Below are 18,238 nucleotides of genomic sequence, written 5' to 3'. Positions count from 1 at the left end.
CGGCGATTGTCGGCCACTCATGCAGGCCGAGTCCCCCTCAGGCGCCATGCCAACCCTGCCGATTCGCCTGCGTTGCCGCGGCCCGCAGGCTCGTCGACGCGCTCGCCGCGGTCTTCCCTATCGGCGTGCCTTTCGCCCCGCGCGGCAGCGACCGCGAGCTGCCCCGTGGGGCCGTACCGAGATCGGCGCGCTCCTCGAGTGGCGCGAGGCTCTCGACGCGGTGATCGACACCCGCCGCACGTTCGGCCGCCGGCGGCCCAGTTAGCGTCACCGCGCCACCTGTGACGCTAAGACGCCCCTGGCGCGCATCCGTCGGATCCTCCGCTCGGCTTTTCCGTCCGACGATCCTGCGGCGAGAAGCGCCCACCCTTCGTGAGGGTGCGCTGGCGTTGCCGTACATCCTGCGCTTTCCGCGGTTACTGACGGTGTTGCAAGGGTCGGTGAACTTGACCGGGAGTCTTGCGGGCCTGAATCTTATGGGAGACGACCTGCCGAGGTCGCCGATTGCTGTCTGTTCGACGTACTTTCACCTGGCTCGCTTCGAGACCCGCGTGGATGGCGATCTGTCTAAGCGGTGCGCTGAGCGCAACCCGAACGATGTCCGCCCCGGTGGCTTCGTCTCCGGTCAGGTCGAGCTTGTCGACGCAGGTGCGCGCATCGCATTGATCCAGTGGGCCCTTCGGGGAGCTGGGCCGGCCGGCTGGGATGAGTCTGTCAAGCGCGCCGAGCCGAACAGGCGTACGATGAGCGCATCCCGGAACCGACGACATCCCGCTTTGAGGTGCCCGCCACACCGGCTCCATCCACTCAGGGATGTCATGTCCAACAATCTTGATCAGACTCGCACGCCGCCCGCCGGACCGCCGCCGAGTTCTGCAGGTCGCTCGCAGAACCTGACGATGCCGGACGCAACGTCACCGGCAGGCCGAGTACCGCGCACCCGCACCGGCGCCGCCTGGTCCGGCATATGCGTCGCGGCGCTGCTCTTCGTCGTGCTGATCGTCTTCATGCTGCAGAACACCCGCCACGTCGAAGTCACGTTCTTGTGGTTGCACGGCAGCCTGCCCCTGGCGCTGGCCCTGCTCATCGCCGGCGTCGGCGTCGGGATCGCCACCGCGGCGATCGGCACCGCGCGTATCGCCCAGTTGCGGCGGCTGTCGCGCCGCCGTTGAGCCGTGACGTCGCCGAACCGCACGCCTGCTCACGCCGAGCCGTCGACCTGCGCCGGCCCTGCGCCGGCTCGCTGCGGCGTCCGACGAGCCGGGCCATACCGACGCCTGGAAGGAACCCACCTACCGTGTCCATCAACGAACCTCGTACCTTGAGCGTCGCACCATCGCCGCGACTGATGCAGGAAGCCACGTCCTCCCGCACGACGCTGCTCGATGGAGGCTGGTGGCCGCAATCAAGCGACGCCTGCGCTGAACTTCCGTCGCTGATCGCGGCGATGGACAGCTCCCGAGGCCCTGTCACCCATGTGCTGTTGAACGCCGCCGAGTGGGATCTACCCACCCGGGCCGGATCACCGTCGAGGGCCGAGTTGTCCGCCTGGGCTGGTACACCTCCCAACCGGCCGGTCTGCTGACCCTGATCTGCGACTTCGGCAGAGACCGCTTCGACCTGCTGGTCGTGCCCGCGCAGGCCACAGCCGCCTGCGCCGCGACTGCGATGACCGCCGCGGCCACCACGGACAACCAGCAGCGCACGCCCGCGCTGCTCGCCGACATCGAATGCGGGAACTGACCACGAATAGGCGGCTGGTCAGGCGGCGTACCAGACAGCCCGGGTGCTCAGTGCCAGCCGGAGCCGCGCGAGCTTGGGCCGGGCGACAGAGTGCCTCCGACAGCACACCCGGTGAGGCACCGCACCGAGGACACACCACGATAGAAGCGGAGATTGAGATGACATCGAGGATGCAACAGATCAAGGCATTCCTGGCAGGCCCCCGAGGACGGCGTCTGGTCACGCGGGGACGTCGGGAAATGGCCAAGCCGCAGACCCAGCGCAAGCTCCGCGAACTAGCCAACAGGTTCAACCGCAAGCGGTGACTCCTGCGTCAATGGCAGCGGTGGCGGACATCGGATCCCGTGTTCTGGGCCATTGATTTGAGCGGACAAGGCTCGGGCGGGTCAGCACTCGCTGTTTGCAGCGCCTTTCCGCCCACTCGAGGTCGTGCCGCGGCGCACCGCCAGGTGCGCCTATCGCGCAGCAAGGCAGTTCTGGCCCGGCTCTGTCGAATTAGGGCCAATCTTGAGGCCGCACCAAGCGGCGCACCACGAGCCTTCCCTTGCGGACGCTCGGATCGGCCGACGCCCCGCGATCGCGGCATGACCAGCTTGTAGGAGCGGCGCCGGTCCGGCGTCAGGCGATCCCGTGACCCGCAAGCCCAACGGTGCGACTCTATGCTGCGGGGCGTGACCGACAGTGGAACCGCCGGTATGGATCTGAGCGAGGTGCTGCTCCAAGTGGAGAAGGCCGCACCTGTCGACGCCGTGGTGGCGGTGACTCGCAGCATCGGGACGCATCTCAGCGCGTTGTGGGTGTCATTTCTGGTCGCGGACATGAGTGGTCGTGCCCTGGTGCGGCTGTCACACGTCCCGATCGGTGCCGTGTCCGACGGACGCCAGCAGGACCGGGACGTCGCGATGGTGCTGCCCTTCGACGGCGGACCTCAGGAGCAGGCACTGCGGACACAGCGCGTGCTGGTCGAGGAGTGCGGTGACCTGTTCGTGGTGAGAGCCCCGGTAACACAACGCGGGGAAGCCATCGGACTGCTGGAGGTCGCTCTGCCTGCGGCGCCGTCAGAAGCCACCGTGCAAGCGGTGTCACGGACTGCACACACACTCGCTTTCGTCATCATCGCCAACCGCCGGCATACCGACCTGTTCGAGTGGGGACAACGCACCACTGCCTTCACGCTCGCTGCGGAAATTCAACGGCGGCTGTTGCCTGCATCGTTCGCCTGCGAGGCCGACTCGTTCACCCTGGCGGCATGGTTGGAACCGGCAGCCAGCATCGGTGGCGATACCTTCGACTACAGCATCGCCCGGGACCAGCTGCATCTGAGCATCACCGACGCGGTCGGCCACGGCGTTCAAAGCGCGTTGACCGCGACCCTGTGCGTCGGCAGCCTGCGTAACACCCGCCGCCGCGGCGGCACCCTGCTCGAACAGGCACAAGCCGCGAACGACGCGCTGCTCGACCACGCTCCGGGCGGGTTTACCTTCGCCACCGGCCTGCTCGGCCGCCTCGACCTGCGCACCGGGGTCCTCGCCGTCGTCAACGCCGGACACCCCATCCCTCTGCTGATCCGCGAAGCGACCGCCCAACCCGTGGCGCTACCGGCGAACCGGCCTTTCGGGGTGCTCCGTCACCGGGCCTACCTCGAGGCCGAAATCGTCTTGCAGCCCGGCGACCGGCTGGTGCTCGTCACCGACGGCATGTTGGAACGCGACGCGGCCGCCCTCGACCTGCCGGCGCGACTGCAGGACCTGAGCGCACTGCACGCCCGTGAAGTCGTCCGCGTCCTCGGCGACCTCGTCCTCGAGGCCGCCGGGCCCACTTTGCCGGACGATGCCTGCCTGCTGGTGCTCGACTGGCACGGCGGCCACGGCGACACCCGACACACCACTGCCGGCGCCGACCCCCACCGCGCCAGCACACCAATCAGCGCCGGAGCGCTCAGTACCCGTACGGCTTCGTAGCTGTTGTCCCGCGCGTGGGTCAGGGCCAGGCTGCCTGGCCGGCCCGGATACTGCGTGAGCCCGGCCTCGGTACATCAGCTGCCTGGAGCGCCTGAGCTGCCGGGTACGTCGCCTGACAGCCGGGCGTATTTCGTGGCCAGTTTCCGGCGTCGATGTCGGCGAGCAGCGCGGGCCGTTGCTTCGGTGCCCGCGACCGGTTCATCTGATGTCGCCGTGCTCGGCGCCTGAAGCGGTAAGCCGGTCAGCGCGCCGGTCGATGGCCTTTGCCTGGGGTGGTGACCTGATCGCCGAGGGAATGTAGCCGGGTGGTGGTGGCGGGGTCCGGTGACTCTTCGACGCTGCGGTGGAGAATGGCTTCGGCTACGTCGAGCTGCTCTGCGGTGCCGTGCATTGTGGCGGCGGTCCGTTGCCGGGTGGACATCTCGTCGTGCGAAGTCATTGGCGTAGCTGTATCCGGCCGGTGCGCGGCTGAAGGCCGTGGATCGAGCTTCTGACGTCCGGCCGCACGGTGAGCGCATCGGGGCCGGTAGGTGTCGCGGGCAGGTTGGTGGGATCGGAGGACGACAAACGGTCCCTCTCATGGTGGAGAAGGACCGTGAGGCGTCGGGGTTTCAGGCTGCGTCGGCTTGCTGTTGGCGTTGGTGGCTCTGGTGGAGCCGAAGGGCTTCTTCGAGTTGGTCTTCGAGGATGATGATGCGGCAGGCGGCTTCCAGGGCGGTGCCGTGGCCGACCATCTCCCGGGCCCTGGCGGCGAGGCGCAGCTGGTAGCGCGAGTAGCGGCGGTGCCCACCGGCCGAGCGGAACGGGGTGAACAGCTTCGCCAGCCCGTAGAGGCGTTCAGCGCGAGCCCGCCGGCGGTGTCAGACCCGAGCCGGCCGATCATGCTCTGGGGCGCTCGCGAGGCGGCTGGACCACAAAGCTGCATCTCGCCTGCGAGCAGGGCGGTAAGCCGTTGTCGATGCTGCTGACCGCGGGCCACCGGGGTGACAGCCCACAGTTTGCCGCGGTGCTGGCCGAAATTCGGGTGCCCCGCTGCGGGCCCGGCCGTCCATGAGTGCGGCCCGATCTGGTCCTGGCAGATCGGGCCTACACCTCTCGCGCGAACCGCGGCTACCTGCGCCGACGGGGAATCAGAGCGTGCATTCCGAGCAAGACCGACCAGGATGCCCACCGCCTGGCGAAAGGCTTCCGCGGCGGACGCCCACCCGCCTTCAACCCCCAGCTCTACCGGCAACGCCACGCCGTCGAGTGCGGCATCAACCGCCTCAAACGACACCGAGCCGTGGCCACCAGGTTCGACAAACTCGCCGTCCGCTACGAAGCCACCCTGCACATCACCGCCATCAACGAGTGGCTACACGCACTTCGAGACGCGCCCTAGTCCGGTCAACAAATGCGAGCGCGGATCGCGCGGCGTCGGGCGCGGTCGCTAGAGCTGGGTTTGCTGGCCATCGTGATGTCCTCCAACGGAGTTCCCACGCCCCTCCGCGAGTCACGGTGGAATGCATACGCAGCGTCGTCGACGACTTGTCCTCGGTCGCACAATCGTCGGCGGCGTGGGCGCCTATGATGATCGGCTCGGAGTCAGGCCAGCGTGATGGCCGAGATCAACGATGCGGCCCGCGAGTTCGAGTGCACAAGAGTTCGACAGCGACCTTCACCCGATAGGAGTGATCGACCCACAGTACCACCGCACCATCAGATGCCCGCACGGTCGCGGACCTGTCGCACCCGGCCGGCAGCACGCCTCGGCGTCCCTGTGCGGTCTCCGCCTTGCCGCAGATCGCGCACAGAGCCGGGTGGACCGACGGCGAGGAGCGGGCTGGTCGCTCCGTGGTCGCTCGGATGTTTCGTACCCCCACCGGACGCGGCCGGATCCCACCGGATTTCCGCATGGAATGGCTGTTCTCATTCACTCGGACGTACCTGGACGTAGCCGGACTCTGCCGGACCGTGCGAGAATATAGTCCGCTTTTCTGGCCGCATCGAGAATGGCATTCACCTATGGACTTTTAATCCTTGGGTTCGGGGTTCGAGTCCCCGGCGGCCCACCTTCTGACCTGCATGTCTAGCGGCCTCGTCTGTCGGCCGTGGATGCTGGGTGCTCGCTGGGTGCTCGCTGGGTGTCGCGCGGCGCCGCTGTTTGCGGTGCTTCTTTCCGTGGCGCCGAGTGGATGTGGCCTGCGGTTCCGCAGGGCCGGGGCGAGTGGGCGGCTGTGGATTGCCGCGTAGGTGTGTCGGCGCCAGTGGCGGCCGATCATTTTCTTGCGGGCTGCGCGGGCGGTGGCAAGTACGAGGCGGGCGGTGGCCGCGGCGGCTTTGTGTTGGCGAGACTGGCCGCGCCGTGACGCAGGTCGTGCAGCCGCACGGGTGGTAACCCGGCGGCGATCAGGTCCTGGAACCGGCTGGTGAAGACGTTCGGGTGATACGGGTTGCCGTCAGGGTTGGTGAACACGTAGCCGTGGGGCCGCCATACCCGGCCGTCGGCGGTGGCGCGGCGGCGTTGTTCCTGCTGGTATCGGCGTAGACCGCCACCGTCCCGGCCTTGTCCCGAACGATCTGCGCGGCCAGCGCAGCCGTCAACGCTTGGCCCTGCTACGCGGCATGAGGGCAAGAAGATGGCGGTCACGTCTTCTCCGAGATACCCCCAGGGGGTATTGTGAGTTTGTCGAAGGAGGTCGGTCATGAACCACTTCATTGATCACTCCGGCCACCCGCAGCAGCACGCTGGCCTCGCAGCTCCGCACGCCGGTCATGCTCATCACTCGGGTCCTGCGCCGACGGGCACGTCGTGGCGGATGGCGGCGCAGGCGACCCTGCACTGCTTGACCGGCTGCGCCATCGGGGAGGTGCTCGGCATGGTCATCGGTACCGCGCTGGGCTGGTCCGCTTGGCCGACGGTGGCCCTGGCGGTCGTGCTGGCGTTCGTGTTCGGCTACGCCCTGACCATGCGCGGCGTGCTGCGCGCCGGCGTCGACGTGCGCACCGCGCTGAAGGTTGCTTTGGCAGCGGACAGCATCTCCATCGCCGTCATGGAGATCTTGGACAACGCCGTCATGCTCGTCGTTCCTGGGGCCATGGAGGCCGGCCTCGCGAGCAGGGTGTTCTGGGCCTCGCTGGCGTTCGCGCTGGCCGTGGCGTTCGTGCTCACGGTCCCGATCAACCGGTGGCTGATCTCACGCGGCAAGGGTCACGCAGTGGTGCACCAGTACCACCACTGACCTGCACCCGGCGGGCGGCGGCCGTGCCTCCATGAGGGGGCCGGCTGCCGCCGCATGGATTGCTCTTCACCGTGTTGATCAGGTCGTCCGGGGTGACCGCACGCCGTCGGTTCAGCACGCGAAGTGCTGAATCCGCCGTGCGAGCAACCGATGGTAAGGCGAACGACTGCCGGATGGTCCGCATCGAACACGGGGAGGCGCGTGTATGTCCCTGTCGCGTGTCGTCAATGTCCTCGCCGGTGTGGCCGTGGCCGCCGGTGTGGCGGTCGGCGGCCATGCCTTCGATGTGCCCGCCGTGGTGGCGGCCGCCGTGACCGGTGTTCCTTCCGTGCCTGCCGCGGCGGAGGTTACCGTTGCGCCCAGTTCGAAGGTGCGCTCTTTCGTCGTCGTACAGGGGCCGAACGCGCCAGTGAAGAACGCTGCGACACAACTGCCGGCGGCTCCTCTTGTTACTGGGTCGCCGGTGACGTCGTGCGCCGCGACGGTCCGGCAACGCGCCGTCGAGACGGCGCTGGCCACGGTGCCTGCTTACTCCTCGGTTGTCGTCGACGGCCGGCAGTCTCAGGGTGACTGCGCCGTGATTCGCCGTTTTCAGCAGCGGTTCGGCATCGAGCCGGCCGCAGGGCAGGCCGACGCAACAACGGAGGACGTCGCGCGCCGAATCTCTGACAGCTTGACGACCGAAGCGCAGCAGCAGTGTGATGCGAGGGCCGGTGTCAGCGCCTGTGTCGACCTCACCCGGCAAACCGCCTGGGTAGTCCGCGACGGTGAGATCATCGTCGGGCCGACCATCGTGCGCACAGGCTTCCGGGGGCACGCCACGCCCGCCGGGACGTACCGGATCAACAAGCGTGAGCTTCGCGAGTGGTCCGATCCTTATGAGGTGTGGCTGCCGTATTGGCAGCGGTTCATCGGCGGCATCGGTTTTCACGAGACCACCACCTATATCCACGACGGCACACGGGGTTCTCACGGCTGCGTCAATCTGCTGCACTCCGACGCGGTCGCGATGTGGGATGCCCTTCAGTCGGGTGCCGTCGTGCACACCTTCGGTCGTCGCCCCGGTACCTGACACACCACCCCGGGGCGGCATCGCGGTGGCCATCCACGCCCCGGCTACGTCAATCGATGCCGCTGGTCCGCTCTTGACGACGGCGTCCGTAGCCGGTCATTCCGCGAGGCTTGAACACGGCCAACACCGTAGCGGTGAGCAGCACGGCCAGGCCGCCGATCGCGTGCACGATCGGCGACAGCCGGGCCTCACTGAACTGACCGCTGCTCAGCCCCGTCCTGGTGACCGTCGCGGCCAGGTGGCCGATCGGCGTCAACTGCAGCAGCAGGATGACCGTGGCGACGACAACAAGCAGGAACTTGATGAGCACCCAATAGTGGCGCAGCAGACCCCACTGCGTACCCAGCGACGACAGCAGACCAGTGAGGATCGACGCGAACGCCAGCGGCACGATCGCGTACCGCGCCGACAGATCCATGGCCACGTACGCGGCGCGCACAGTGTGGTCATCGCGGCTGCGCAGGCCGGCGACGGCCAACACCAGGAACACCGCGACCGCGCCGAACCAGCCCACCGACGACGAGACATGAGCCGTCAGGGCGGCGCGGCGAACACCCGGAGACAGCCTCATCACCGCGTGCCGGTACCGATGGTCGGACCCGTCGAGGGCAGAGGGCCGCCCATGGAGTGGTCGCCGGGCCCCAGCAGCTTGTGCAGCACGGCCGCCAGGATCAGCACGGCCAGCACGATGGCGAAGACCTTCACCCACCGCGGCGTTCGGTTCGAGGGGTCGCTGTTGTCGGCGCGCCGACCTGGTGGACTGCTCATGACTCTCCCGAGGACGGCGCGGGTCACTACTCTGACCAGACTTATCGAGACAACATGTCTACGTCAAGACGCCATGTCGCGATAGTGGCATTCCGTTCTACACTCGGTCGGTGCCCCGGCTGTGGAACGACACCATCGCGGCGCACCGCCAGACGGTGCGCGACGCGACGCTCGACGCCGCCGAGGCGCTGGTCGCCGAACGCGGCCTGGCGTCGGTCACGATGTCGCAGATCGCGCAGACCACCGGCATCGGCCGGGCGACGCTGTACAAGTACTTCCCCGACGTCGACGCGGTCCTGCTCGCCTGGCACGAACGGCAGGTGCACCGCCACCTGCACTCGCTGACCCAGGCCGGCGACGGCGGCGCCGACCCGGCCGGGCGGCTGCGGGCCGTCCTGCAGACCTATGCGGGGATCCGCCACCGGCAACCGGCCGGTGAGCTCGCTGCCGGGCTGCACCGCGGCGCGCACGTCGCACACGCCCACCAGCACCTGCGGGACTTCGTCACGAGCCTCATCCGCGACGCCGCCGCGGCCGGTGACGTGCGCAGCGACATCGCACCCGACGAACTCGCCGCCTACTGCCTGCATGCGCTCGGCGCCGCCGCCGGGCTCAGCGACGCGGCTGTGGCGCGGCTGGTCGCGGTCACCTATGACGGCCTGCGAGCGTGATCGCCGCGCCTCCTGCCAGGGCAGCGCCGGGTCGGCCGCGCTAGCGTGGACGGCGTGACGACGGCAGAATCGGCATCTCTCGGACATGCCGTCCGGTGGGCGGTCCTGCTCTGCACCCTGTTCGGGCTGGCCACGATGCACACGCTCGGTCACGCCAGCATGCCCATGGATTCCCACGACCACTCGGTCGTCGAGTCGAGTGCCGGGCATTCAGCGACAGGTGAGTCGTTCGTCGGCGTACACGAGAAAGCCGTTGCAGGGCCCTGCCCGGACGGCCACTGCGGCGGCCAGCACGGCGCCATGGCCGGCTGGAGCATCTGCCTGGCGATCCTGGGCGGCCTGGCGATCGCGGGCCTTTTTGCCGCGCTGTTACTGGCCCGGCCGAAGAGTCGGGCCCGCGGCCCCTCGCGCGTCGTCACCTCGTCGAGGGCATCCCGCGCGCCACCGTGGCGCGGGCAGGGATTACGGGTCGCGTCGCTGGCGGTACTGCGCATATAGAACTGCCTGCCCCGCATCGGCACCCGCCGTTGCCAGGGCGTTCGCGCGCACACCGACCTCGACATTCTTCGAAAGGTTCGACCCGCAATGATGCGATCTACTGCTCTGCCCACCGCCGTGCTGCGCCGCGGTCTGCTCGCCGGTGCTGCCGTCACGGCCACCCTGGTGCTCTCCGCCTGCGGAGGCGACAGCTCATCGTCCGGCACCGGAATGGACCACGGCGGCATGACGGCCACGAGCGCCGCGCCAGCCGCGAGCGCACCCTCGGCGAGCGCGACGTTCAACGACGCCGACGTGACGTTCGGCCAATCGATGATCCCGCACCACCAGCAGGCGATCGAGATGGCGGCGATGGCCGACGGCCGGGCCTCCGACGCCAAGGTGAAGGAACTCGCCGCCAAGGTCAAGGCCGCGCAGCAGCCGGAGATCGACACGATGAACCAGTGGCTGACCGCGTGGGGCAAGCCGGCCGCCATGCCCGGCATGAGCTCGGACGCGCACGGCACGGGCCACGAGTCGATGCCCGGCATGATGAGCGACGCTGACATGGACAAGCTGATGGACGCCAAGGGGGCGGCGTTCGACAAGCAGTTCCTCACCATGATGATCGCCCACCATGAGGGTGCCATCGAGATGGCCAAGCAGGAGACGGCGCAGGGCTCCAGTCCGGAGGCCAAGACGCTGGCCGAGAAGATCATCACCGATCAGCAGGCTGAGATCACCACGATGAAGGGCATCCTCGGCCAGCGGTAATGACACCCCGGCCGGGCGCCTTCGCCGAAGGTGCCCGGCCGTTTGCCGTGTCGGAAGGTTGCGTCGCGGACATACGCCTGGACGGCGGGGACAGGGTTTCACTGCTGCCGCCAAGGGGGCGGTAACTGCTCGTCGGCGTGCCGACCATTCCTCTCCTTGATACCCCTAGGGGGTATGGGTATAGTGGTGGCAGTTCACCGCTCGCTCTATCGACAGGAGACCGCCATGGCAACGACGAAGACCTACACCGTGACCGGCATGACCTGCTCGCACTGCGTCAACTCGGTCAGCTCCGAGATCACGCAGATCCCCGGCGTCACCGACGTCCACGTCGACCTGGCCGGCGGATCGGTCACCGTCATCAGCGAGCAGCCCGTCGACGATGCGGCCGTGGCCGCGGCCGTCGACGAGGCCGGATACGAACTAGCGAGGTAGTCATGCGCACCCCTGTCAAGATCGGTGGTTACGCGCTCGGGCTGGCGGCCGTGTTCGCGACCGCCCTCGGGCTCGGCCACGTCACCGGCGAACCCCCGGCCGTTCCCGCCGCGCATAGCGGTTCCGCCGGGCAGCACGACGCTGCAGCCGTGCCCCCGGAAGGGGGCGGTACGCACCTGCCGGGCGGTCTGCAAGTCACCCAGGACGGCTACCGCCTGAACCCGGTGACCGCCGCCCTGGCCACCGGTGGTGCGCAACCGTTCCGGTTCCAGATCATCGGCCCCGACGGCGCCCCGGTCACCAGTTACACCCGTAGCCACGACAAGGACCTGCACCTGATCGTGGTGCGCCGCGACCTGTCCGGGTTCCAGCACGTGCACCCGAGCCTGGACGGTGACGGCACCTGGTCGATCCCGCTGAAGGTCGCCGCCGCCGGGCAGTATCGCGTGTTCGCCGACTTCCAGCCCGCCGGCCGCGCCGAGGCGCTGACACTCGGCGTGGACGTGCCCGCGCCCGGGAACTATCAGCCCAGGACCCTGCCCGCGGCCTCGCGCACGGCGAGCGTCGACGGCTACACCGTCACCCTCGACGGCGACCTGAGCCCGGGCGCATCGTCGGAGCTCACCCTGAGCATCGCCCGAGACGGGGCATCGGTCACCGACCTGCAGCCGTACCTCGGCGCCTACGGTCATCTGGTGGCCCTGCGCGGCGGTGACCTGGCCTACCTGCACGTGCACCCGGACGGCGCACCCGGTGACGGCCGCACCGCGGCCGGACCGCAGATCCGCTTCTTCGCCGAAGTGCCCAGCGCAGGCACCTACCGGTTGTACCTGGACTTCCAGCACGACGGCCGGGTGCACACCGCCGAGTTCACCGCCACCGCAGGCCCGGCCCCCTCGGTGCCACCGCCGCCGGCTGAGGCGTCGAGCGCGCCGGGCCGGCACGGCGAACACACCCACGGGTAAGGAGAGCAGTCATGGCACCTGCGGCCAAGCCGTTGCCAACGGCACCGAACCAGATTGAACTGTCGATCGGCGGCATGACCTGCGCCTCCTGCGCCTCTCGGATCGAGAAGAAGCTCAACCGCCTGGACGGGGTCACCGCCACCGTCAACTACGCCACCGAAAAAGCCAGCGTCACCTACGCGGGCGCGGTGACCCCGGACGATCTGATCGCCACGGTGGAGAAGACCGGCTACACCGCCGCGCTGCCTCCGAAGCCAAAATCGGCGGAGGACCCGGCCGGGCAGGCGCAGCCGGTGGACGAGCTGCACAGCTTGCGGACTCGGCTGTGGACCTCGATCGTGCTCAGCGTGCCTGTGGTGCTGTTGGCGATGGTGCCGGCCTGGCAGTTCACCCACTGGCAGTGGCTGTCACTGACCTTGGCCGCACCGGTGGTGGTCTACGGCGGCCTGCCCTTCCACCGGGCCGCGCTCACGAACCTGCGTCACGGCGCCGCCACCATGGACACCTTGATCTCCATGGGCACCCTCGCCGCGTTCGGCTGGTCGCTGTGGGCGCTGTTCGTCGGCACCGCCGGCACTCCCGGCATGACCCACCCGTTCAGCCTCGACATCGGCCGTACCGACGGCGCCGGCGCCATCTATCTCGAGGCCGCGGCCGGGGTGACCACCTTCATCCTCGCCGGCCGCTACTTCGAAGGGCGGTCCAAGCGCCGCGCCGGCGCGGCGCTGCGCGAGCTGCTGGAAATGGGCGCCAAAGACGTCGCCGTGCTCCGGGACGGCACGGAACGACGCATCCCCGTCGCCGAACTCGCCGTGGGGGACCGGTTCATGGTGCGCCCGGGGGAGAAGATCGCCACCGACGGGATCATCGAGGACGGCGCGTCGGCGATCGACGCGAGCATGCTCACCGGCGAATCCGTGCCCGTCGAGGTCGGTGCCGGCGACACCGTGGTCGGGGCGACCGTCAACGCTGGCGGGCGGCTGGTCGTGCGGGCCACCCGCGTCGGCGCCGACACCCAGCTCGCGCAGATGGCCACGCTGGTGGAACAGGCGCAGACCGGCAAAGCCGCCGTGCAGCGCCTCGCCGACCGGATCTCCGGGGTGTTCGTGCCGATCGTCATCGCCCTGGCCGTGGCCACGCTCGGCTGGTGGGTCGGCGCCGACGCCGGCTGGACGGCGGCGTTCACCGCCGCGGTCGCCGTGCTGATCATCGCTTGCCCGTGCGCGCTGGGTCTGGCCACCCCGACCGCGCTGCTGGTCGGCACCGGCCGCGGCGCCCAGCTCGGTGTGCTCATCAAGGGCCCGGAGGTGCTCGAGTCGACCCGCACGGTCGACACCGTCGTGCTCGACAAGACCGGCACCGTCACCACCGGACAGATGACCTTGATCGACACGCTGCCCGCCGACGGTCAGGATCTCGATGAGCTGCTGCGGCTGGCCGGTGCGGTCGAGGCCGCCTCGGAGCACCCGATCGCGCAGGCCGTGGCCCGCGCCGCCGCCGACACGATCGGCGACCTGCCGCCGGTGTCCGGCTTCGCCAACACCGAAGGGCTCGGCGTGCGCGGCACGGTCGACGGTCGTACCATGGTCGTCGGCCGTCTGCAGTTGCTGCGGCGGGAGAACTTCGCCGTCCCGGCCGAGCTGGAGCGCGCGCAGGCCGACGCGCAGGCGGCCGGGCGCACCGCGATCGCCGTCGGCTGGGACGGCGGCATGCGCGGCATCCTCGCGGTCGCCGACGTCGTCAAGCCGACCAGCCGCGACGCCGTCGCCGCGCTGCGCCGCCTCGGGCTGACGCCCGTGCTGCTCACCGGAGACAACGACATGGTCGCTCGGGCGGTCGCCGCCGAGGTCGGTATCGACGAGGTGATCGCCGAGGTCCTGCCGGCCGACAAGGTCGACGTCGTCAAGCGCCTGCAAGCCGATGGCAAGGTCGTCGCGATGGTCGGCGACGGCGTCAACGACGCCGCCGCGCTCGCTCAGGCCGACCTCGGGCTGGCCATGGGCACCGGCACGGACGTGGCCATCGAAGCCTCCGACCTGACCCTGGTTCGCGGAGACCTGATGGCCGCCGTCGACGCGATCCGCCTGTCGCGGCGCACGCTGCGCATCATCAAGAGCAACCTGTTCTGGGCCTTCGCCTACAACGTCGCCGCGCTGCCCTTGGCGGCCGCCGGATTGCTCAACCCCATGATCGCCGGCGCGGCGATGGCGTTCTCGTCGGTGTTCGTGGTCGCCAACAGCCTGCGGCTGCGCCGTTTCACCACCGCGCAGCACCTGTAGGAGTCGACGCAGGGCCGCCGCCGGGACCCGCCAGGCCCCGGTGGCGGCCGGGACCTGGCGGTGTCAGGAGCGGACCAGCCGGGCGATCGCCGCGGTCGCTTCCTTGACCTTCGCGTCGGCGTTGCCCTCCGCCGCTGCCTGCACCACGCAGTGCCGCAGGTGCTCCTCGAGCAGTCCGACGGCGACGGCCTGCAACGCCTTGGTCGCGGCGGAGATCTGCGTGAGCACGTCTATGCAGTACGTGTCATCGTCGACCATGCGCTGCAGCCCGCGGATCTGCCCCTCGACGCGTCGCAACCGCGCCAGCAGAGCCTGCTTGTCCGCGGAGTACCCGTGCGGTCCGGTCGGTGTCGCCTCGCCCATCCTCAGCAAGGTACCCGATACCGGTATGACCTCACCGCGGGCGCGAACACGCTGTTCAGCGACCGGCCCAAGCCGTCGAACCGCGATGAATGTCGTAGCCTGTGCCCGTGAGCAGTCCGCAGCCGGTATCCCGGCGAGGGCTTATGATCACGGGAGTGACCGCATGGTGCAGCAGATGCGGCGTCGGGCGAGCGGCTACGCCGCCGCGGCGCTGATCGGGTCCGTTCTTGTCCTGCCGGCGGCGAGTCCGGCGCTCGCGCACACCGGCATCAGCATCGACCCGGCGCGCGCGGGAGCCAAGAACGCCGTCGCCACGGTCAACGCCGAAGCCGAGTCCGACACCGCAGGCGTGACCAAGCTCCAGATATTCCTGCCCGTCGGGATCACCCCGGACGACGTCACGCAGGTCAGCTTGCCGAAGAAGTGGGCACTCACCAAGCAGCAAGACAGCTACACCGTCGAAGGCCCGGCGCTGGCGGTCGGCACCAACGCCGAACATAAGATTCGTATCCGGCAGCTGCCCACCTACGCGTCGGTCACGTTCAGAGTGCTGCAGACCTACAGCGACGGGCGCACCGACCGATGGATCGGGTTGCCGAACGCCGACGGCGCCGAATCGGAGAATCCCGCGCCGACGGTGAAACTCGCCGGCGGTTCCGGCGCCGCACCGACCGCCACACCGCCGCCGGTGGCATCGGCCTCGCCGCCAGCCGCGGCCACCACGCCCTCTTCGCCCGTAGCGCCGCCCTCCAGCGCCGCGGCCGCCGCTGCGACCGAACCGGCCGCGGACGAGTCGTCGGGCATGTCACCGGCCTGGTGGATCGCCGCCGCCGCGATGGTCGCAGCGCTCGTCGGCGCAGCGGCGATCCTCGCGCGCCGTCGCCGGTCGTCGGCCCGGTAGGTCGCCCCGCGCCAGGCTAGGCGCCGTCCCGGCGGCATCCGTTGCCGTCACCGCGTCGGCCGGGCCGAGCCGTCGGTGGTTGGGGCGAGGCGGGTGCCGGCCCGCAGGCCTGGTGTTACGAGGGTCTGGAAGATTCGGTCGGCCTCGTCCGGGGCCATCTGCGGCTGGTCGGTCAGCCACCATTGCAGGAGGGCCAGGTAGGCGCCGACGGTGTACCGGGCCTGGGCGTCGATGGGAATCCTCCCGGTGTCCGGGCTTCGCCTGTCGGTGAGTTCGTCACGGACGATGTCGATGAGCACCTGTTCGACCTGGCGCAGCACGGGTGTGCGACCGCCGCCGGCGAGCAGCGCCAGAAGCAGCCGGCGCTGCTGCTGGACGTGGCGCAGCAGGGGCAGGCTGAAACGCAGTCGATGCCCGGCGCTGGTTGTCGCGGTGCCCGGCTGCGCGACGATCGTACGGAGGTCGGCGAAATTGTCGCGGAGCAGGTCGTCCTTGTCGGTGTAGTGGTTGTAGAACGTGGATCGGCCGACATCGGCGCGGTCGATGATGTCCTGCACGGTCACCGCGTCGTAGCCGCGCTCGGCCATCAGGTCGAGCAGTGCCTCGCGCAGGGCGGCGCGGGTACGCCGTACCCGCCGGTCCGGTGTTGTGGCCATCGACACTTCCCGTTTCTGAACGATCGGGCTGCCGGTGTCTCGTTATGGACGGCGGCCCGGGTTTTGCCTCTTGCCGGGCCACGGCGGCCCGGCGACGATCCTGGACAGATGTTCATTAAAGAACATACCGTCTGACAGGAGGCCGCCCAGTGAGCGCTGAACTCACCACACCCACCATGTCACCGGTCCCGATCCAGGTCGGGCGGCGCCGGATCATCCCCCTCGTCGAGGCGGTCGGGCCCGCGCTGCCTGCCAAGGCCACCTACCCGCATCTGGCACCCGACCTGCTCGCCGCACTGCTGTCGGCCGCCGGCCCCACCTACACAGACCCGTCCGGCACCTTCCTGCGCATGGCCTCACAGGGATTCGCGATCCTCGGCGCCGACCGGGTGATCCTCGTCGACACCTGCCTCGGCGGCCCGAAACCGGCCCGCCCGCACCCCCGTCGAGGACTGGACTCCCGCTGGCTGTCCGCTTTGGAGCGTGCGGGCATCGCACCAGCCGACGTGGACACGGTCATCAACACCCACCTGCACCACGACCACATCGGCTGGAACACCACGCTGACCGACGGCCACCTGCGCCCGACCTTCCCGAACGCCCAGTACCTGATCACCCGACCCGAACTCGACCACGCCACCGCGACCACGCCCTCGGTCCCCGTCGCCGACAGCGTGCTGCCCGTCCAGGCCGCGGGGCAATTACTGCCGTGCCCACCCGACCACGACCTCGACGGAGAGGTCCGGCTCGTACCCGCACCCGGGCACACACCCGGACACGTCCTGGTCGAGGTGGCCAGCCAGGGACGACGGGCCCTGCTGGCCGGTGACCTGATCCACCACCCCCTGCAGTTGCGCCATCCTGACATCAGCACCGCACTGTGCATCGACCCCGTCCAGGCCGCCGCCAACCGCCGCGCGGTCCTCGACCGGTATGCCGACACCGACACCCTGCTGCTACCCAGCCACCTGCCCCTCGGCGGATTCCTCCGACGTGACGGCGACGGATACCGGCTCGCTCCCGCTACACACCTACGCCCGGAATCCCCGCCCGCGGTCGGCCAGGTAGGTCGCCACGCGGCGTACGGGTCCAGGTGAGGGGGCAACACAACGAGTTGCGCCCCCACCTGGGCTCGATCATCCGTGCTGCGGGCGTCAGATCATCCGGCGTACCACGTAGTTGCTGCTGTAGACCTTCTGCTTGCTGACGGTCTTGCCGGCGCGCGGCGAGGCCCACATGTAGCCGCCGCCCGCATAGATGGCGACGTGGGTGCCGTAGGACCCGGAGCGGAAGACGAGCAGATCGCCGGCCTTCTTGTTGCTCTTGCTGACCGCCTTGCCGTACCTCTGCTGCAAGTTCGCCTTGTGCGGCAGCTTCTTTCCTACTGCCTTCTTGTAGACGTACTGCGTGTAACCCGAGCAGTCGAAGCGCTTGGGGCCGGCTGCGCCGAACACGTAGGGCGCGCCCTTGTGCTTCCTGGCCTCAGCCAGGATCCTCGCGCCGTCGGTCCTGACGGTGATCTGGACGGGCGTGGTAGCCGCCGTGCCGTAGGTGGTGCGGAACCACCTCGTCACGTGGGGCCCGGTGCGGAACGCGACGACGCCGGACGTGTTGCGTTTGCGCTGCCAGGTCTTCCACTTGTTGCCATACTTGCCCTGGAGCAGGACGTAGCCGCCGACCAGCTTCTTGCCGGTCTTGGGGTCGATCAGCGTGGTGGTCACGCGGACCTTCGCACCTCGGCTGATCGTGCGCTTGTCGTAGGAGGCGGCGACGGCCGGCTTAACCGGCCGCGCCGCGGCGACCGTCGTGGTGACGGGAGCGGCAGCGGCTGCGGAGGCTGCCGGCGGTGCGACGAGCTGGCCGGCGCAGAGGCAGAGACCCAGGGACATTGCGACGGTTCCGGTGCCGGCGGACATGCGGCGGCCCCGGCTCGAACTGCGTTCGTGCACGGT

20 protein-coding genes, 1 tRNA gene and 2 pseudogenes are annotated in these 18,238 nt (G+C 69.3%); 15 read left to right on the top strand and 8 right to left on the bottom strand.

Features of this window, described 5'->3' with window-relative positions:
* Window positions 1–967 precede the first annotated feature (967 nt).
* From EDD30_RS42045 to EDD30_RS18365, 3 genes are all read left to right on the top strand, one after another.
* The gene (locus EDD30_RS42045) at window positions 968–1,585 is read left to right on the top strand and encodes a DUF5994 family protein (protein ID WP_425321270.1); all 618 of its coding nucleotides are present in this window, start codon (window positions 968–970) and stop codon (window positions 1,583–1,585) included.
* Window positions 1,498–1,743: a DUF5994 family protein gene (locus tag EDD30_RS18370; protein ID WP_071808330.1), complete on the top strand. Its 246-nt coding sequence runs from the start codon at window positions 1,498–1,500 to the stop codon at window positions 1,741–1,743. The genes EDD30_RS42045 and EDD30_RS18370 overlap by 88 nt, the downstream gene beginning before the upstream one ends.
* Before the next feature lie 902 nt (window positions 1,744–2,645).
* Entirely contained in the window at window positions 2,646–3,704 is a 1,059-nt protein-coding gene (locus EDD30_RS18365; protein WP_244945303.1) for a PP2C family protein-serine/threonine phosphatase, read from the top strand.
* A 241-nt stretch (window positions 3,705–3,945) separates the two neighbouring features.
* Here the strand turns inward: EDD30_RS18365 and EDD30_RS38340 are convergent, their stop codons facing one another.
* Together EDD30_RS38340 and EDD30_RS40680 are read right to left on the bottom strand one after the other, a co-directional pair.
* A complete protein-coding gene (locus EDD30_RS38340) occupies window positions 3,946–4,143 on the bottom strand; it encodes a hypothetical protein (protein WP_071808332.1) in 198 nt (65 codons plus the stop codon).
* Between the two features lie 172 nt (window positions 4,144–4,315).
* Window positions 4,316–4,525: pseudogene (locus EDD30_RS40680) on the bottom strand (MerR family DNA-binding transcriptional regulator); the annotation flags it as partial.
* A 14-nt stretch (window positions 4,526–4,539) separates the two neighbouring features.
* Here EDD30_RS40680 and EDD30_RS18355 point away from each other — a divergent pair.
* Both EDD30_RS18355 and EDD30_RS39175 read left to right on the top strand, forming a co-directional pair.
* A pseudogene (locus EDD30_RS18355) lies at window positions 4,540–5,085 on the top strand (IS5 family transposase); the annotation flags it as partial.
* Window positions 5,086–5,682: 597 nt separating this feature from the next.
* Window positions 5,683–5,755: transfer RNA gene (locus EDD30_RS39175), tRNA-Lys, on the top strand.
* Window positions 5,756–5,961: 206 nt separating this feature from the next.
* Here EDD30_RS39175 and EDD30_RS38335 read toward each other — a convergent pair.
* Window positions 5,962–6,159, bottom strand: a complete 198-nt coding sequence (locus tag EDD30_RS38335; RefSeq protein ID WP_143162933.1) for a hypothetical protein — start codon at window positions 6,157–6,159, stop codon at window positions 5,962–5,964.
* A 229-nt stretch (window positions 6,160–6,388) separates the two neighbouring features.
* Between EDD30_RS38335 and EDD30_RS18350 the strand changes: the two genes are divergently transcribed.
* Complete coding sequence (locus EDD30_RS18350) at window positions 6,389–6,925, top strand: DUF4396 domain-containing protein (protein ID WP_071808333.1); 537 nt, start codon at window positions 6,389–6,391, stop codon at window positions 6,923–6,925.
* Between the two features lie 205 nt (window positions 6,926–7,130).
* Entirely contained in the window at window positions 7,131–7,997 is an 867-nt protein-coding gene (locus tag EDD30_RS18345) for a L,D-transpeptidase (RefSeq protein WP_084557137.1), read from the top strand.
* Window positions 7,998–8,046: 49 nt separating this feature from the next.
* Here EDD30_RS18345 and EDD30_RS18340 read toward each other — a convergent pair whose 3' ends face one another.
* Together EDD30_RS18340 and EDD30_RS38330 are read right to left on the bottom strand one after the other, a co-directional pair.
* Window positions 8,047–8,571: a DUF2269 domain-containing protein gene (locus EDD30_RS18340; RefSeq protein WP_211277954.1), complete on the bottom strand. Its 525-nt coding sequence runs from the start codon at window positions 8,569–8,571 to the stop codon at window positions 8,047–8,049.
* Window positions 8,568–8,765, bottom strand: coding sequence for a hypothetical protein (locus tag EDD30_RS38330; RefSeq protein WP_143162934.1), 198 nt, complete (start codon window positions 8,763–8,765; stop codon window positions 8,568–8,570). The genes EDD30_RS18340 and EDD30_RS38330 overlap by 4 nt, the downstream gene beginning before the upstream one ends.
* A gap of 110 nt (window positions 8,766–8,875) precedes the next feature.
* Between EDD30_RS38330 and EDD30_RS18335 the strand changes: the two genes are divergently transcribed.
* From EDD30_RS18335 to EDD30_RS18310, 6 genes are all read left to right on the top strand, one after another.
* A complete protein-coding gene (locus EDD30_RS18335; RefSeq protein WP_071808334.1) occupies window positions 8,876–9,436 on the top strand; it encodes a TetR/AcrR family transcriptional regulator in 561 nt (186 codons plus the stop codon).
* 54 nt (window positions 9,437–9,490) lie between these two features.
* Window positions 9,491–9,934 (top strand): DUF6153 family protein, encoded by a 444-nt coding sequence (locus tag EDD30_RS18330; protein ID WP_071808335.1) that lies wholly within the window; start codon window positions 9,491–9,493, stop codon window positions 9,932–9,934.
* An 87-nt stretch (window positions 9,935–10,021) separates the two neighbouring features.
* Complete coding sequence (locus tag EDD30_RS18325) at window positions 10,022–10,687, top strand: DUF305 domain-containing protein (RefSeq protein WP_084557139.1); 666 nt, start codon at window positions 10,022–10,024, stop codon at window positions 10,685–10,687.
* 225 nt (window positions 10,688–10,912) lie between these two features.
* Window positions 10,913–11,122: a heavy-metal-associated domain-containing protein gene (locus EDD30_RS18320; RefSeq protein WP_071808336.1), complete on the top strand. Its 210-nt coding sequence runs from the start codon at window positions 10,913–10,915 to the stop codon at window positions 11,120–11,122.
* A gap of 2 nt (window positions 11,123–11,124) precedes the next feature.
* Entirely contained in the window at window positions 11,125–12,087 is a 963-nt protein-coding gene (locus tag EDD30_RS18315; RefSeq protein WP_071808337.1) for a hypothetical protein, read from the top strand.
* Between the two features lie 11 nt (window positions 12,088–12,098).
* On the top strand, window positions 12,099–14,366 hold the full coding sequence (locus EDD30_RS18310) for a heavy metal translocating P-type ATPase (protein ID WP_071808338.1): 2,268 nt from the start codon (window positions 12,099–12,101) through the stop codon (window positions 14,364–14,366).
* A gap of 63 nt (window positions 14,367–14,429) precedes the next feature.
* On the opposite strand, the gene EDD30_RS18305 is transcribed toward EDD30_RS18310, so the two are convergent.
* Entirely contained in the window at window positions 14,430–14,729 is a 300-nt protein-coding gene (locus EDD30_RS18305; protein WP_071808339.1) for a metal-sensitive transcriptional regulator, read from the bottom strand.
* A gap of 25 nt (window positions 14,730–14,754) precedes the next feature.
* Between EDD30_RS18305 and EDD30_RS18300 the strand changes: the two genes are divergently transcribed.
* The gene (locus EDD30_RS18300) at window positions 14,755–15,630 is read left to right on the top strand and encodes a DUF1775 domain-containing protein (protein WP_170047581.1); all 876 of its coding nucleotides are present in this window, start codon (window positions 14,755–14,757) and stop codon (window positions 15,628–15,630) included.
* 47 nt (window positions 15,631–15,677) lie between these two features.
* Here the strand turns inward: EDD30_RS18300 and EDD30_RS18290 are convergent, their stop codons facing one another.
* Window positions 15,678–16,286, bottom strand: a complete 609-nt coding sequence (locus tag EDD30_RS18290) for a TetR/AcrR family transcriptional regulator (RefSeq protein ID WP_071808349.1) — start codon at window positions 16,284–16,286, stop codon at window positions 15,678–15,680.
* A gap of 149 nt (window positions 16,287–16,435) precedes the next feature.
* Between EDD30_RS18290 and EDD30_RS18285 the strand changes: the two genes are divergently transcribed.
* Window positions 16,436–17,383, top strand: coding sequence for an MBL fold metallo-hydrolase (locus tag EDD30_RS18285; protein WP_143162936.1), 948 nt, complete (start codon window positions 16,436–16,438; stop codon window positions 17,381–17,383).
* Between the two features lie 57 nt (window positions 17,384–17,440).
* Here the strand turns inward: EDD30_RS18285 and EDD30_RS18280 are convergent, their stop codons facing one another.
* Window positions 17,441–18,235: a C40 family peptidase gene (locus tag EDD30_RS18280; protein WP_244945302.1), complete on the bottom strand. Its 795-nt coding sequence runs from the start codon at window positions 18,233–18,235 to the stop codon at window positions 17,441–17,443.
* Between the last annotated feature and the right edge of the window lie 3 nt (window positions 18,236–18,238).

It is taken from the genome of Couchioplanes caeruleus (genome assembly GCF_003751945.1).
GTDB classification, from domain to species: domain Bacteria; phylum Actinomycetota; class Actinomycetes; order Mycobacteriales; family Micromonosporaceae; genus Actinoplanes; species Actinoplanes caeruleus.
Note: the sequence above shows the minus strand (reverse complement) of the source record. Positions and strands in the feature narration are given on the sequence as shown.

What these genes read in the sequence shown, in the direction of transcription:
- EDD30_RS38340 (WP_071808332.1), bottom strand. Translation starts at nt 4,143, where the DNA reads ATGACTTCGCACGACGAGATGTCCACCCGGCAACGGACCGCCGCCACA.
- EDD30_RS18325 (WP_084557139.1), top strand. Translation starts at nt 10,022, where the DNA reads ATGATGCGATCTACTGCTCTGCCCACCGCCGTGCTGCGCCGCGGTCTG.
- EDD30_RS18315 (WP_071808337.1), top strand. Translation starts at nt 11,125, where the DNA reads ATGCGCACCCCTGTCAAGATCGGTGGTTACGCGCTCGGGCTGGCGGCC.
- EDD30_RS18290 (WP_071808349.1), bottom strand. Translation starts at nt 16,286, where the DNA reads ATGGCCACAACACCGGACCGGCGGGTACGGCGTACCCGCGCCGCCCTG.
- EDD30_RS38330 (WP_143162934.1), bottom strand. Translation starts at nt 8,765, where the DNA reads ATGAGCAGTCCACCAGGTCGGCGCGCCGACAACAGCGACCCCTCGAAC.
- EDD30_RS18305 (WP_071808339.1), bottom strand. Translation starts at nt 14,729, where the DNA reads ATGGGCGAGGCGACACCGACCGGACCGCACGGGTACTCCGCGGACAAG.
- EDD30_RS18320 (WP_071808336.1), top strand. Translation starts at nt 10,913, where the DNA reads ATGGCAACGACGAAGACCTACACCGTGACCGGCATGACCTGCTCGCAC.
- EDD30_RS18350 (WP_071808333.1), top strand. Translation starts at nt 6,389, where the DNA reads ATGAACCACTTCATTGATCACTCCGGCCACCCGCAGCAGCACGCTGGC.
- EDD30_RS18310 (WP_071808338.1), top strand. Translation starts at nt 12,099, where the DNA reads ATGGCACCTGCGGCCAAGCCGTTGCCAACGGCACCGAACCAGATTGAA.
- EDD30_RS18345 (WP_084557137.1), top strand. Translation starts at nt 7,131, where the DNA reads ATGTCCCTGTCGCGTGTCGTCAATGTCCTCGCCGGTGTGGCCGTGGCC.
- EDD30_RS42045 (WP_425321270.1), top strand. Translation starts at nt 968, where the DNA reads ATGCGTCGCGGCGCTGCTCTTCGTCGTGCTGATCGTCTTCATGCTGCA.
- EDD30_RS18365 (WP_244945303.1), top strand. Translation starts at nt 2,646, where the DNA reads ATGGTGCTGCCCTTCGACGGCGGACCTCAGGAGCAGGCACTGCGGACA.
- EDD30_RS18300 (WP_170047581.1), top strand. Translation starts at nt 14,755, where the DNA reads ATGACCTCACCGCGGGCGCGAACACGCTGTTCAGCGACCGGCCCAAGC.